This window comes from Dysgonomonas gadei ATCC BAA-286 (assembly GCF_000213555.1).
GTDB classification, from domain to species: Bacteria; Bacteroidota; Bacteroidia; order Bacteroidales; family Dysgonomonadaceae; genus Dysgonomonas; species Dysgonomonas gadei.
Genome location: NZ_GL891982.1, coordinates 200,734 through 214,928, shown reverse-complemented (window position 1 = coordinate 214,928; position 14,195 = coordinate 200,734). Strand labels below are relative to the sequence as shown.

General features: G+C 40.9%; 11 protein-coding genes and 1 riboswitch. Of the genes, 4 read left to right on the top strand and 7 right to left on the bottom strand.

Features of this window, described 5'->3' with window-relative positions; genetic code table 11:
- Positions 1-6: 6 nt before the first annotated feature.
- Together HMPREF9455_RS09325 and cobM are read left to right on the top strand one after the other, a co-directional pair.
- Complete coding sequence (locus HMPREF9455_RS09325; protein WP_006799425.1) at positions 7-1,197, top strand: bifunctional cobalt-precorrin-7 (C(5))-methyltransferase/cobalt-precorrin-6B (C(15))-methyltransferase; 1,191 nt, start codon at positions 7-9, stop codon at positions 1,195-1,197.
- Between the two features lie 77 nt (positions 1,198-1,274).
- Positions 1,275-3,092 carry a precorrin-4 C(11)-methyltransferase gene (cobM, locus tag HMPREF9455_RS09320; protein WP_006799424.1) on the top strand — a complete coding sequence of 606 codons (1,818 nt, stop codon included), beginning with the start codon at positions 1,275-1,277 and terminating at the stop codon, positions 3,090-3,092.
- On the opposite strand, the gene cbiD is transcribed toward cobM, so the two are convergent.
- From cbiD to cobI, 5 genes are read right to left on the bottom strand one after another with little or no spacing between them, the layout of a single operon-like run.
- On the bottom strand, positions 3,082-4,905 hold the full coding sequence (gene cbiD / locus HMPREF9455_RS09315; protein WP_006799423.1) for a cobalt-precorrin-5B (C(1))-methyltransferase CbiD: 1,824 nt from the start codon (positions 4,903-4,905) through the stop codon (positions 3,082-3,084). The two genes, cobM and cbiD, sit on opposite strands and share 11 nt — an antisense overlap.
- Positions 4,902-5,900, bottom strand: coding sequence for an ABC transporter ATP-binding protein (locus HMPREF9455_RS09310; protein ID WP_006799422.1), 999 nt, complete (start codon positions 5,898-5,900; stop codon positions 4,902-4,904). The genes cbiD and HMPREF9455_RS09310 overlap by 4 nt, the downstream gene beginning before the upstream one ends.
- A 4-nt stretch (positions 5,901-5,904) precedes the next feature.
- Positions 5,905-6,939, bottom strand: a complete 1,035-nt coding sequence (locus tag HMPREF9455_RS09305; protein ID WP_006799421.1) for an iron ABC transporter permease — start codon at positions 6,937-6,939, stop codon at positions 5,905-5,907.
- Positions 6,939-8,069 (bottom strand): ABC transporter substrate-binding protein, encoded by a 1,131-nt coding sequence (locus HMPREF9455_RS09300; RefSeq protein WP_006799420.1) that lies wholly within the window; start codon positions 8,067-8,069, stop codon positions 6,939-6,941. Before HMPREF9455_RS09300 ends, HMPREF9455_RS09305 begins: the two co-directional genes overlap by 1 nt.
- Positions 8,070-8,071: 2 nt before the next feature.
- Positions 8,072-8,776 carry a precorrin-2 C(20)-methyltransferase gene (gene cobI, locus HMPREF9455_RS09295; RefSeq protein WP_006799419.1) on the bottom strand — a complete coding sequence of 235 codons (705 nt, stop codon included), beginning with the start codon at positions 8,774-8,776 and terminating at the stop codon, positions 8,072-8,074.
- Between the two features lie 115 nt (positions 8,777-8,891).
- A riboswitch (cobalamin riboswitch) is annotated at positions 8,892-9,199 on the bottom strand.
- Positions 9,200-9,830: 631 nt separating this feature from the next.
- Between cobI and HMPREF9455_RS09290 the strand changes: the two genes are divergently transcribed.
- Entirely contained in the window at positions 9,831-10,298 is a 468-nt protein-coding gene (locus tag HMPREF9455_RS09290; protein ID WP_006799418.1) for a MaoC family dehydratase, read from the top strand.
- 116 nt (positions 10,299-10,414) lie between these two features.
- Here the strand turns inward: HMPREF9455_RS09290 and HMPREF9455_RS20705 are convergent, their stop codons facing one another.
- A complete protein-coding gene (locus tag HMPREF9455_RS20705) occupies positions 10,415-11,128 on the bottom strand; it encodes a S24 family peptidase (protein WP_006799417.1) in 714 nt (237 codons plus the stop codon).
- Positions 11,129-11,495: 367 nt separating this feature from the next.
- On the opposite strand from HMPREF9455_RS20705, the gene HMPREF9455_RS09280 reads away from it, so the two are divergent.
- Positions 11,496-12,953, top strand: coding sequence for a fibrobacter succinogenes major paralogous domain-containing protein (locus HMPREF9455_RS09280; protein WP_006799416.1), 1,458 nt, complete (start codon positions 11,496-11,498; stop codon positions 12,951-12,953).
- Positions 12,954-13,158: 205 nt separating this feature from the next.
- Here the strand turns inward: HMPREF9455_RS09280 and HMPREF9455_RS09275 are convergent, their stop codons facing one another.
- Complete coding sequence (locus tag HMPREF9455_RS09275) at positions 13,159-14,121, bottom strand: AraC family transcriptional regulator (RefSeq protein ID WP_006799415.1); 963 nt, start codon at positions 14,119-14,121, stop codon at positions 13,159-13,161.
- Positions 14,122-14,195: the final 74 nt, after the last annotated feature.

Below are 14,195 nucleotides of genomic sequence, written 5' to 3'. Positions count from 1 at the left end.
CGACGAATGAAATTCTATGTTATAGGTATTGACGATAACCAGTCTCAACATTTCTCTCCTGAAATAACAGATATGATTAACTCGCATACTGTTTTTTCGGGTGGAATACGTCATCATGAAATAGTAAAGCCTTTTCTTCCGGAAGATTATTCATGGATAGAGATAACAGTTCCCCTGAACAAGATTTTCGGGCAATACCGGACTTATGACGAAATCGTGGTATTCGCTTCGGGCGATCCTCTTTTTTATGGTTTTGCCAATACCATTCGGAGGGAGTTACCGGAGGCTGAAATACTGTTGTATCCATACTTCAATTCCTTGCAATTACTGGCTCATCGCCTGTTGATGCCATATCACGATATGCATATCGTTTCGCTTACCGGACGCCCGTGGCTTCGTTTCGATGAGGCGTTAATCTGCGGATATAATAAGATAGGGGTGCTTACCGACAATAAGGAACATACACCTGCGGCTATTGCCGAACGAATGCTGTATTATGGGTATGATAATTACAAGATGTATATAGGGGAATTATTGGGGAATAAAGAAAAAGAGAATGCCACAGCATTGGAATTATCCGATGTTATAGGAAAAACATTCTCGTTTCCCAATAATCTTATTTTGCAGAAGACATATGAGCGTCCACGCCCTTTCGGCATCCACGAAAGCGAGTTCGATTTATTGAATGGCAGGGCTAAGATGATAACGAAAATGCCGGTGCGCCTGCTTTCTTTAAGTTTACTGAATTTGAGAAACAAGTCGGTATTGTGGGATATCGGTTTCTGTACAGGTTCGGTATCTATTGAAGCCAAGATGCAATTTCCTCATTTAGAGGTCTTCTCTTTCGAAAAACGGGAAGAAGGACAAGAACTTATGGAAAATAACTCCCGGAAATTCGGTACACCGGGCATAAATACCATCATCGGTGATTTTGTGGAAACGGATATTTCCGGTTTTCCCCGCCCCGATGCTGTTTTTATCGGCGGGCATGGCGGACGCATGAAGGATATAATGTCGAAAGTATGTTCGGTATTAGTCCAGGGAGGAACAATAGTATTCAATTCTGTATCAGCCGAAAGCAAAGAAATGTTTCTGGCGGCGGCAAAGGATAATGATTTGGTAATAAAGGAAAGCATCACTGTTACTGTGGATGATTTTAATGCTATTGAGGTGATGAAGGTAATTAAGAATGAATAATTAATAATTAAGAATGGTGCAGGTGGCTCGTAGTTAGTAACTGCACAGAGGGCTAAGTAACTTGTAACTGAAAAAATATGAAATACGCTATAATACTAACATCTGAAACTAGCTATCCTTTAGCTGAAACCATCAGGAAAGAATTAGGTGAAACTAATATATACACAAAAGCCGGCATAAAAGGAACGAATCGGATTTCTTCTATAAACGACTGTGTAAAAGACTTATTCGGCCAATCGGAGGCAATCATATTTATAGGGGCTATGGGTATTTGCGTTCGCAGTATCGCCTCTTATATCAAAGACAAGCATACCGACCCTGCCATTGTAAATGTGGACAGTACCGGGCGTTATGCGGTGTCCGTGCTTTCGGGACATGTGGGAGGTGCTAACGAGCTGACAAAGAGGATCGCCAACATTACAGGTGCTGAAGCGGTTATCACTACCCAAAGCGATAATACTAACCTTTGGGCGCTGGATACAATCGGTGAAAAATATAATTGGGTAACGACTACCAACGCAGATAATTTCAATGAGCCGCTTACGGCTTATGTAAACAGAAAGCCCACCGCGCTATTGCTCGATGTTGTGGACGAAGGGACTCAATTTATGGAGCGTACAGTTGCCGGGCATGTGAAGATATATTACAGGTATGAAGATATTGATTTACAGGAATATGAATTGCTGATAACAGTTTCTCCATACCTTTATCCTGATGCGGGCATAGCTGTTATCAGCTATCATCCGAAAGTATTGCATCTGGGTATCGGATGCCGTAAAGACTGTAATCCTGAGGGTATAAGCGGATATATTGCCGGTACTCTGTTGCAACAGCATATTGCTATCGCTTCCGTAAGTAGTATTTCTACTATAGATATTAAAAAGGATGAGCCTCTGCTTCGTGAGTTACAATCGTATCTCGGAAATATTCCGGTACATATATATAACGCGGAGGAACTGAAAGACATCGAAGTACCTAATCCATCGGATAAGGTGAAAGAAGTAACAACAGTTGCTGGAGTTTCCGAGTCCACAGCCATTAAAAGTTCTGACGGAGGACCTCTTATATTGGAAAAACAGAAAGGAGTATTGAGTCAGGGCAATGATTTTACTTTTGCTATTGCCGTCGAACGTATTGCTATCCGGCAAGGACATATAGAGATCGTAGGCGCGGGGCCGGGCGACCCGGATTTGATTTCGGTAAAAGGCCGTTATTTTCTTGAAGCCGCCGATCTGATTTTATATGCAGGAAGCCTTGTTCCGGTGGAGCTTACTTATTGTGCAAAACAAGGAGCGGTTGTGCGTAGTTCCGCTTCGATGGATCTGGAAGAGCAATTTGATTTGATGAAAGAGTTTTACGACAAGGGTAAACTGGTAGTACGTTTGCACACGGGCGACCCGTGTATTTACGGGGCTATTCAGGAGCAGATGGCTTTTTTCGATAAATATAATATGTCTTATCATATCACTCCGGGCATATCTTCGTTTCTGGCTGCCGCAGCTGCTTTGGAATCGCAGTTTACGATACCCGAAAAGGTGCAGACTATCATACTGACAAGAGGGGAAGGGAGGACTCCGATGCCCGAAAAAGAAAAGCTTCATTTACTGGCACGTTCACAAAGCACGATGTGTATCTTCCTGAGTGCAACTGTCGTGGAGCAGGTACAAAAGGAACTGATGGAACATTACCCGCCCGGAACCCCGGTAGCAGCCTGTTATAAGCTCACATGGAAAGATGAGAAAATATACCGTGGGCAGTTAAAGGATCTGGTTAAGATTGTCAAAGAAAATAACCTGACGCTGACTACCATGATTGTAGTAGGTGACGCGATCGGAAACAGGGAAGGATTGTCGAAATTATATTCTCACCAGTTCAAGCATCTGTTCAGAGGATAATATTCCCATCTTCGTCTATGAGCATAATTGTCAGCTTTCCATTTGGCAAAAGCGGGACGCATGCATCATAGCATCGTTTGATAAGAAGTGTAAAAAAAACTTCCTCTTGGGTAGTAATAATATCCCATAACTGCCGGGCCAGAGTCATTTCCTGTATCGCTGCAATTGTTCTTTCGGAACAATTACTTTCGTAAGCTAAGCCGGTTAGGAACTCTTTGTTCATCACCGTTTTTTTACTGTGTGTATCCAGAGAGCCTTCGGCGAGTTTCACGGCCTTCCCGAGCATAATACCCAGCGTCAGGCTTTTGAAACCGAGGTCAGACGCTATCTTTATCGTTTCGCCGATGAAATTCCCGTAATGGATAAATGCCTGTGCAGGCAGATCAGGATATCTCTGTTTTACGAAACGTTCGCTCTTTGCCCCTGAGTTAATCACTACCCGCTCGCATCCCAGGGCTTTGGCTACCAGCATTTCGCGGCGGATGGAGTTGATGAATGCTTCCGAAGAAAAGGGCTTTACTATTCCCGAAGTGCCGATAATAGATATTCCGCCTGTGATACCCAGTTTGGGATTAAATGTTTTCAGTGCGATTTCTTCTCCGTTGGTAACGGAAATAGTGACATCTACACCTGTCTTTAAATTCCCGTCCGGCAATTTGTCCTGATTGTGGCGCAAGACTTTGAAGATTTCCCGCTTTATCATCATACGGGGTGTTTTGTTGATGGCCGGTTCACCAATTTCTATATCCAGCCCGGGAAGTGTTACTGTACCCACACCTTTTCCCTGTAAAAAACGGACGCCTTTATGAGTATCGCAGAGTTGTACTGTAGATACTATTTCGCATCCGTTGGTAATGTCCGGGTCATCTCCGGAGTCTTTTATGACTGAACAACTGACTGTATTTTCTGAAAACCGTGTGGTAGCAACAGGAATACGTATCCATTCGCCGTTTGGCAGTGTCAGGCCGGTTTCTTCCTGTATCTCATTGGTGAGCAGGGTTGTGAGTGCCGCCTTAGTAGCAGCAGTGGCACATGTCCCGGTCGTATATCCTGTCCTTAAATCGAAGAACCCGGGTACATATTTTTCTATCTCTTTGCGTAGTCCGTTTTCGCCATAAACGGAAATGAAAGAAGGCGATAGGGGAGGCCGTTTGACGACTAAAAAGGGTATGTTCAGTTTGCGGGCTGCATCTGCTTTTTCATTAAATCCACCGGAGTCGCCACTTTCTTTTGTTATAATCGCCTGTGGCTTTATTCTTTCGAATAAGGGAATTTCATCCTCTCCCTGCCTGTAATATAATATTCTGTCGCATGGAAAATTGTTTGCCTGAGCAATAGCGCGAGATTCTTCCCTGTCCAGAATCCTGAACCAGCAATTGTGCCGTTCCCAGTACGGTTTAAGTTTTGCAATCGTATTTACTCCTGTCAGCGCAAGCAGGTTATCTATCTTATTACTTTCGAGATAATGGATTGCATCGCTGTAAGAATCGAACCAAAGCAAATCGTCAGTATGCTCCGGATAACTGCGTTCATACCTGACTACGGGTATTTCCAACTTTGCGGATGCAGAAGCTATATTCCCGTGCAGGTTCTCGGCAAAGGGATGCGCCGCGTCTATAATAAGCTTAATGTTATTCTCCTTACAGCATGTAATCATAGACTCTTCATCGAGGCCTCCGAAGAGAAGAATAGCATGCACACTCTCCACTTTCTGCAAATCGCCTTTCGTGGAATAATAATATGGTTTGGCTGCCTCGTCGCACACCAATAGGGCTTTGCGTCCTTCCGTTGTTCCGCCGAATATAAGTATCATAGCCGATGTATATTATCCAGTAATTCTTCAATGCTGGAAATTAATAAGTCCGGTTGCTCCGGTATACAAATTTTTATCCCGTTATCTGTAATATCAATATATGAATCGGTGTTAAACTGCCGCGAAGCCAGTATTCCATTCCGTTGCAGCGCTTTTCTTACCATTGTATATTTCTGTCCGTGCCCAAGTAGTTTTATCTGTCTGTCCGATTCATTTTCTATTCTGAATAGTCCGGTGTCCTGATCGAAAATAATCCCTTTCCGTGCAAAGAAACTGCTCAGGCTGCCATCCAGGGACAGATCTTCGGGTGTCCCTGTCTTTATTCCGCTCTGCCTGTCCATCAGCCATATTTTATCAGCTATCTGGAGCGCCAGTTCCAGATCGTGAGTGGAAAGGAAAATAGTCTTATTCGTCTTGCGGGATAGTTGGTGCAGCAATTGCATGATCTCTACTTTGCTCGGGAAATCGAGAAAAGCAGTAGGCTCATCCAGAAGGATTATCGGTGTTTCCTGCGCCAGCGCTTTCGCGATCATCACTTTCTGCCGTTCCCCGTCACTTAGTGTATGAACCATCCTGTGCGACAGATTTTCTATTTTCACCATCGCGATGGCCTTATCTACGATCTCTTTATCTTCTTTATTCAGTTTTCCCCAGAATCCTGTATATGGGCTGCGTCCCAAGCCGATAAGTTCGCGGGCGCTCATGTTTTTTATATCAAACTTTTCGGTCAGGACTACACTGGCGAGGGTAGCAAATTCCTTTTCGCTATATTCTTTTATTTCCTTTCCGCGCATATAGATACTGCCTGACAATTTGGGCTGGAAAGCCGAAAGTGTCCGCAGCAAAGTAGACTTGCCTATCCCGTTGGCTCCGAGCAAGCAGGTAAGCTCCCCGCTGAAAATGGATGATGTTATATTTTCGGCGACAGTAATGCTATTCTTTTTTGAAGAATATCCTATCGAAAGATGCTGTATATCGATTGTCTTTTGTTTCATTTTCCTATTCCGTTATCTCATTTTTACGTTTTCCGAATAATACCGATATAACTATCGGTGCGCCTATGAGCGCCGTCACCGAGTTGATGGGTAATGCCCCTTCAAAACCCGGCATGCGCGCTATAAGGTTGCACAGCAGGGCAAGGGATGCCCCGGTGAGTGTGACGGCAGGCATCAGTATCCGGTGGTCGGACGAGACAAATATTGTACGGCACAGATGAGGTACGGCCAGTCCCAGAAAGACGATAGGCCCGCAATAAGCTGTGATAATAGCTGTGATGACACACGAACAGCAGATTACATACAGGCGGGCACGTTTTATATTCAGCCCTAAATTACGGGCATAGCCATCGCCGAGCAGCATAAGGTTCAGTGTCTTGATAAGCAGGAATGAAAGCGGGATAAGTACGGCCATTATAAAGACGAAAGTATAGACCTGATTACCCGATACTTTCGCGAAACTGCCCAGTCCCCATATTACATATGCCCTGACATCTTCATCGTTGCTGAAAAATTTAAGGACGCCGATAATGGCGGTCGCTATATAGCCTATCATGACTCCGATAATAAGGAGTATGACATTTCCCCTTATCCGTTGCGAAATGGCTATTATGATTGCCATCACAGTCATTGCCCCGGCAATAGCCGCCACAGATACAGCCACTTCCCCGAAAAAGCCTAAAGTACTCAACGCCGTTCCGGCAATGCTTCCCGACAGAAGGATAATGAAAGCTACACCGAGGCTTGCGCCCGAACTGATACCCAGTTCGGAGGGACCGGCCAGGGGATTACGGAATACGGTCTGCATCTGCAACCCGCTTATAGATAAGCCTGCTCCCGCAACCAAAGCCGTCAGTGTCTGGGGAAAACGGGATTTCCAGATTATATTCTGCCATATCAGCGGTTCATCTCCTGTTCCGGATAATATATTCCAAATAGAGCCTACGGGTATGGAGATAGTACCCAATACAAGATTGAGTATGAAAAACAGCAGGATAGATGCAAAAATAAGTGCGAGTAAAAGTATATGACGTTTCATTATTTCAATAGTTCATAATATACAGGTGTGTGTTCGGGTAACAACTCGGGGTGGAATATCTTTATCAGGTCGGCCAGCACAACTTCCGGCTCTACAGGCGTATTTTCATAGAAGGGCTTTTCCCTGAGATTGCAATAGATAAGGTTTTTATCTTTGTATGCTTTGAAGTCGGCGTAACGTGCGTCGCTTTGTTTCAGCGCTTCATAGCTGAACGTTCCGTTGTGGCTGTTTACCATACGCCAGTATTCGGCATTCGCGCCCTGAGAATATACAGTTTCGAAATCCACATAAAATCCGCCCGATTCGTCATCGTTTTTCATAAAATAGGATGCTCCCGCATCGCGGAAAAGTTGCGCCAGATAACTGTTCCCTCCTACGACATACCAATTGCCCGAATGCAGTTCCCCGCTAAGTACTACCGGCTTATGGGCCACCGGTCCGGCCAGTGATTTCAACTGATTATATTTTTCTTCTATTTCATCGAATTGTTTACCGGCCTGCTCTTCCATTCCCAATAAAAGCCCTGTAAATTTTATCCATTCGGCCTGCCCCAGGGGAGATGATTCTTTATACCCTAAAAAACTGATCAGAGGAATATCCAGATTGCGGATAGCATCATAACCACCGCGCTTGAAGGGCGAAACAAGGATAATGTCGGGATCGAGAGCCATAACCACTTCGTTGTCAAACTCGCCTTCGATACCGATTTTGCTCGTTTTCCCGGTTTTCAATTGTTCGTTTAGCTGAGGATTGAACAGGAAACGGGTGCTGGTTATCCCTGCTATTTTGTCCACAGCGTCTAATTTGATAAAATTGGAAATTTGCAGGGTGGTCATACATACCACACTTCTTACGGGGATTTCTATAATCTGGTATCCTGAAGGTATTCCCGTTTTATCTTCTCCTCGTTTCAACAATGCATATTGATATTTGGTGTCGCTTTCGCCGGAAGGATCGTGTATATCCACCAGTTTGTAATTTCCATGTTCGGATACGGTAAAGCCTTTTGCATATTTGATATTTAAAGTATCGTGCGAGCCGGAAATATTGTTGCTATCTTTCTTATTCGGGTTGCATGCTATCAAGCAACCAAAAGCAAGCAGGATTATTGAACGGGCAAGGAATTTCATATTTATTTGCGGATTATAATTAGTGAAAAGTAAGGGAGTTTACGGTTTGCAATAGCTTGTTTTTCTTGTGTGTAGAATTCTTTCTCAGCTATTCCCACATTTTCAAAATAGTGGAAAGTGGCGTCCTGAATATTTTCTAATGCTTCCATTATAACCTCTTCACATTGCGAAGCTTTCATCAGTACAATGGTTTTACCTTTCTCCAGTTTTTCTTTCAGGTTGTTTAATGTTATGATACCCGGAATAACTTCGAGTTCTTCCTCTTGTTTCACAATGTGAATGTTGGCCAGAGTGCCACAGGCTATAAACGCAGGCACGCCCGCGATGCGGCTGACCGGTATATTCTCCTGTGTAAGATATTCGCTTATGTAATAGATGGTAGAGTAGAATCCGGCATCGCCTTCGGCTGTAACAGCTATTTTATGTCCGGATTTATACCTGTCCGATATTTCTTTCGCCACAGCCTTGTAGCTCTCAATGGCCAGAGAACGGTCTTTGTTCATAGGTACATTGAATGTGTTCAGTTTTGATTCATCGAAGCCCAATTGCAATAGGACATCTTTTGCCCGTGAGGAGCTTTTTCCTTGGGGAAGGGCGGTTGACGGACAAAATATCAAATCTGCTTCTTGCAGTGTTTTCAAACCTTTCAAGGTTATCAGTTCCGGGTCTCCGGGACCGAGAGATACGAATGTAACGGAATCAAACATCTATACAATCCATTTTATTGGAGTTAAAAATCAGATGCCTTTAGTGTAGGACTAAAATAGACGAACAGGTATGTGTGTTGTCTGTAAATAGTATTTAAGCCTAAACCTCGAGCTTTCAACTAATAATGTTCCGGCAGGTTTTCTGACTTGCTCCATTTTTGAACGGCCTTCCCGACATTCAGTTACAGTGGGCAGTTAACAGTTAACAAAAATTATTAACTGATAGCTGATGACTGATGACTGTCAATCAGTGGTTTGAGTATTGTCCAAAAACTTTTTTCAGAAACATTGTTAACTGATGACTGTTAACTGTTCACTGAATAGAGCTTACAGCAGCGGGTCTGTTCAGGATTTGCACCTGATTCCCTTTTAATCACTCATCCGGCAATGCGGATTTGTAACACCAAAACTTAGTGCAAAGATATGGAATTAAATTTATAAAGATTTATATAATGTATATGAAATAACTTTATCTATGTGTATAGCCGATAGCCTTTAGCTGTTAGCTTATAGCTCTTTGAATTGAAAATCGGCGGAGCCAAATTTTGATTAGGAGATTAGCAGATTTGTAAATTAGCATATTAGCAAATGAGTGATAAGTGTTACATGTGTTACCTTTTAACAAGTAATGAGTTTTAAGTAATAAGTTGAAAGTTATATGAGACACGAGATACAGGTTGCTAACTGATGACTGTTCACTGACGAGATGCTTTGTTCTGCTCCGTATGACAAGCTAATTATTAATTTTTCATTCTTAATTATTGATTGTTTTCTGTGTCACCTTTGTTACTTTTTTATTCAGTGTTCTTCTGTCCATACCTAGTGATATTCAGTGTAACAAAAAAGGGTTGTGAAGAAAACGGACAAATAAAAAAGAAGAAAATAGTGTCAGGTTTGTCAGGTTTTAGATTTGATAATGTTGTCTGAAGCCGATTTTAATAAGATAGCTTGTCCATCGATTAAAATATAGTTAATTTTATAATCCTTATTGTGTTTATTTGGTAATATCGTTTAATATAGATATTTTTATGCTGTATTTGTTAATTAACTTTTTATGGCTAAACTTATTATTAATTCCTATGCCGATTTTGAGCAGTATGTAGGAAAAGAACTGGGGACTTCTGATTGGCTGAAAATATCTCAAGACCGCATCAACAAATTTGCAGAAGCTACGCTTGATTATCAATGGATTCATGTGGATGAAGAAAGAGCGAAGGTGGAGAGTCCTTTCAAAAGTACAATTGCACATGGATATCTCATGGTATCTATCTTGCCTTATCTTTGGGATCAGATAATAGAGGTAAACAATATAAAGATGCTGATAAATTACGGTATCGAAAAATTGAAATTTAATCAGGCAGTAATTGTCGATAGTGAAGTACGTTTACGGGTTACCCTGGCATCCCTTGTTAACCTGAGGGGAATAGCCAAAGCAGAATTGAAGGTTGTCCTGGAAATAAAAGACTGCCCGAAGAATGCATTGGAAGAAACAGTAATATTTCTATATCACTTCAATAGTTAAGAGAAATATTACAGATACTATAAGAGAGGGATACTTTAATGATTTAGAGTATCCCTTTTTATCCGTTAGAGTAAATAGAATGATAGGCTGTCTATTTGGTCATATGCTCGTCAGTATTATAGCACCGAATTGTAATTGATGCAGGCCTTTACTATTGCTTTCCATTGTATACTATTTATCGGCACATCTTTTGGGTGATATTTCTGATTGTATCCGGAAAGCCTTATAAAGTCATCACCTATATCAGATTTATCTAAATTTTTAATGGTGAGAAATTCTTCTCCATCGATGGTGAGATATATGATATACATTTCACCCCAATAAATGTCGTTGGTGTGATTTGCTGTTTTATAACATACAATATCTCCCGGTTTTATCAAGGGATACATGCTGTCTGTCTTCACAAATCCGGCCCCATCACATGAACTTAAATTTGGTATAGATAGATATCCATGGCACTTGTGTGATCCTTTATAGGAGAATATCGGTATAAACTCCAGAGGAGATTCTGCTTTGAGCAGATTTTTGTCAGAAACAGTTGCCGGGTCTATATTCATTACAGCGGCGTACTGTTCCCGTACCGACTGTAAGTTGTCGTATGACCAGAATAGCGATGATTTTATCATTTCACCTTCACCCGAAATAAGCCATTCCAGATTTATTTCAGGGTATGCTGTATATATTTTAGCTATTGTCTCGCCTGTTATACCGCTTTTCTTGTCCAGAGTACCGTTAGAGACTCCAGTCTGATTATAAAATTTATTTTTACTAATCCCCTGTTTGTCTATGAACTGTATAATCCTGTCCTTTTGAGTTAAGTTTTTGTTCATTGTGTGTAATCGATAACGAATTATAACTATACCTATTGAGGTATAATTGCAATATAGTTTGTAAGATTTCTAACAAAAATAACTTTAATTCTTGAAATACCAAAAAAGTTAATTTTTCGCCTGTAAAATAAAGATAAAGTAAAAAATGGTTAATGTAGAATTATTTCATATTATTTGTTTTTAATTGAGAAATATTTCTTTAATTTTGCGGAAATTTTAATAGGAAATCACAAAATATACAAATGCGCTTCTTGGTTACTATGCAAAACAATAACTTGTATTTTAAAGGGTTATCCCAAGAATAGGAATATTTCTATATGGAAGAGCTACATACATATGATGCAAACGAAAATAATTTTATTCATATATGAAAACTTGCACAAAAACACTCAAATTTACTTTATTAGGGTTTGTTACATTAGCTCTTCACACAATTGATCTTCAAGCACAGGTTACAATAGGATTAGGATCGGCACCAGCTAAAGCAGGATTATTGCAGTTAAAAGAACAGGAGCCGGACGCCGATAATGTAACATGTAAAACGGGAGGTTTTATCTTGCCTCGGGTGGCATTAGTAAATTTGAAAACCTTAGAACCTTTTGTTAATCCGACAGAGACCGGGTATGATAGCGAGAAATCGAAAAATATAGGTCTGCTGGTTTATAATATGACTAAAACAAGCCCTTTCGTTCCAGGGCTATATTTATGGGATGGGGACAAGTGGGCTGTGCTAAGAACACTATCTGACAGTATACCTACCAGAGATAATCCGGGGAGCGTGCCGGTGGAACCAAATGCACCATCCAGTATGACAGATCCTGCGGCGCTGAAACTGTCAAATTCATTTATTGTCGGCTATAATAAAACAATAGATATCCCTGTTATAAAGGCATATGCAGTTTGGAATCAGTTGTTGAATCTAAATGAAGTGGGATTGCAGGGGACTGTTAGTGTAGAATTATTATGGCAAGATAAAAAAGACCTGATAAAGGAGGTTACCCTTGCCTCAGGTGATAAAGGCACGGCTTCAATGCTGAGGGTTACAACTAATAGTAATAATTTACAAGGTAATGCGGTTGTAGCTGTGAGAATAAATAATGTGATACGGTGGAGTTGGCATATATGGGTGACGAATTATGATCCTGATGTATTGGCTGGAGAGAAAGTATATAATAATACGATATTTATGGATCGCAACTTAGGTGCGATAAATACGACACCAGGTAATATCGGTTCATTGGGCTTGCTTTATCAATGGGGAAGAAAAGATCCCTTTCCAGGTTCTTCTGCTGTAGATGATAATTTGGAAATCTTACTCTATACTTTGCCCGGAGGAAATGTCACTATCGGAAAGAGCAAAGTGAATAATAGTCTTAATATGCCGACTTCTATTATTAATCCATATACATTTTATTATAGTACTGACGGTAATCAGGATTGGTATAGCAACTCTGGCACAACGAATAACTATTTGTGGAATGATACGGATAATACAAAAGGTACTTATGATCCTTGCCCGAAAGGATGGCGTGTGCCCCGGAGTGGATCAGGCAGCAATTCTCCTTGGAATGGTTTAGGCGGTGGCGGGCCTGCTTTCGATAAAGGTAAGGGAGAGGAATGGACTGTGGCAGGATATTATCCGGCAGCGGGGTATCGTGATCCAGCGACAGGGAATCTGACAATGGTAGGATTGGAAGGGTATAACTGGTCGGCAACGGCTTTTTATAGTACTGTATATCGGCTGTTTTTTAAATCCTATTATATTCAGGTAGATGCAACCGATAATAGGGCCAAGGGGAGTTCGATACGTTGTATAAAAGAATAATTCAGTATAAAATAAGATTTATCTACTCTGTGTAGTTTTTTTAATTTGTCTTAAGGTTGGGATGGCATATGCGTGAGCATGTGCCTTTCTGTTTTAGATATAGTTCTTAGCTAGAAAAATAATGAGTCCCGCGAATCTCTCGACTCACAGGACCCAACCTTAACACAAACTTTACAAAACTACATATATATTATATTGTTTATTCTTATTTATCCATTCTGTATTGTGTAGGAGACAGACCTGTATGCTTCTTGAAAAATCTACTTAAAGAAGCCTGATTAGAAAAGTTGGTCTTCACGGTTATCTCCTGTATATTCAATGCCGGATTTTTTAATAGAGACTTTATCTCCATAATGCTGTATTCTACAATCCAATCCTTTGCCGGCCTACCACTGACATCTTTTACCACCGAAGTCAGATATTTAGGTGTAATATGGAGCTTTTCTGCATAGAAAGCAATCTCTCTGTTTTCTCTGAAATATTGCATTATCAGGAGAAAGAAATCGTATGTGATCTTTTCTTTACGGCTATCAATATCCCTAATGGCATTCTTGGATAGCAGATTGTTCCTGTAATTATTATAAAGATCAAGATAGAAAAGCCTCAGCAGATTGACTATGTATTCCCTCTGGAATAAATTGTCGGCCGGTTTCACCCAGCTATATGAAAGATTGTAGTATTGAGAAAATCGATATACTTCATCCTTAGATAGCTTATAGTGATACTTCCTTCTCATATGTATAAAGAATAAAGGAGAAAGGCGTGCGACTCCACTGAGAACATCGTTTATTAACAAATGTGATACCGTAAAATAATTGATCGAAAAATCAGGACTCTTACTTTTCAACGAAACTATCTGTCCCGGAAGAATTACCATTAATTCACCTTTCGACAAATGATGTTCTTGCATGTATACATCTATTATAGCGGAGCCTTCAGTGCAAAGGCCTAAGATTCCTATGGGAAGATATGTCTGGGTATATGTAACGGGAAGAGCACTCTCTCCCATACAAATATTAAAGTCATACCCAAAAGAATATACAGAGTTTTTCTTGTCCTTTGACAGAGCTTTTTTTTCTCCGTACATTTTTGTCTTGTCTTCCATCTCAGTCTTGTCTCTCCTCAATATCGGGTGCAAATATATAACATCATTCTTTATAATTTTCATCTAGTGGAAATATGGTATAACATTTAGGAAGTATGGTATCCTTTTTATTTAAATTCTCCACAAAAGATATTCTT

Excerpts from the sequence above, each read along its gene's own strand:
- HMPREF9455_RS09325 (WP_006799425.1), top strand. The coding sequence starts at position 7 with ATGAAATTCTATGTTATAGGTATTGACGATAACCAGTCTCAACATTTC.
- cobM (WP_006799424.1), top strand. The coding sequence starts at position 1,275 with ATGAAATACGCTATAATACTAACATCTGAAACTAGCTATCCTTTAGCT.
- cbiD (WP_006799423.1), bottom strand. The coding sequence starts at position 4,905 with ATGATACTTATATTCGGCGGAACAACGGAAGGACGCAAAGCCCTATTG.
- HMPREF9455_RS09310 (WP_006799422.1), bottom strand. The coding sequence starts at position 5,900 with ATGAAACAAAAGACAATCGATATACAGCATCTTTCGATAGGATATTCT.
- HMPREF9455_RS09305 (WP_006799421.1), bottom strand. The coding sequence starts at position 6,939 with ATGAAACGTCATATACTTTTACTCGCACTTATTTTTGCATCTATCCTG.
- HMPREF9455_RS09300 (WP_006799420.1), bottom strand. The coding sequence starts at position 8,069 with ATGAAATTCCTTGCCCGTTCAATAATCCTGCTTGCTTTTGGTTGCTTG.
- cobI (WP_006799419.1), bottom strand. The coding sequence starts at position 8,776 with ATGTTTGATTCCGTTACATTCGTATCTCTCGGTCCCGGAGACCCGGAA.
- HMPREF9455_RS09290 (WP_006799418.1), top strand. The coding sequence starts at position 9,831 with ATGGCTAAACTTATTATTAATTCCTATGCCGATTTTGAGCAGTATGTA.
- HMPREF9455_RS20705 (WP_006799417.1), bottom strand. The coding sequence starts at position 11,128 with ATGAACAAAAACTTAACTCAAAAGGACAGGATTATACAGTTCATAGAC.
- HMPREF9455_RS09280 (WP_006799416.1), top strand. The coding sequence starts at position 11,496 with ATGAAAACTTGCACAAAAACACTCAAATTTACTTTATTAGGGTTTGTT.
- HMPREF9455_RS09275 (WP_006799415.1), bottom strand. The coding sequence starts at position 14,121 with ATGAAAATTATAAAGAATGATGTTATATATTTGCACCCGATATTGAGG.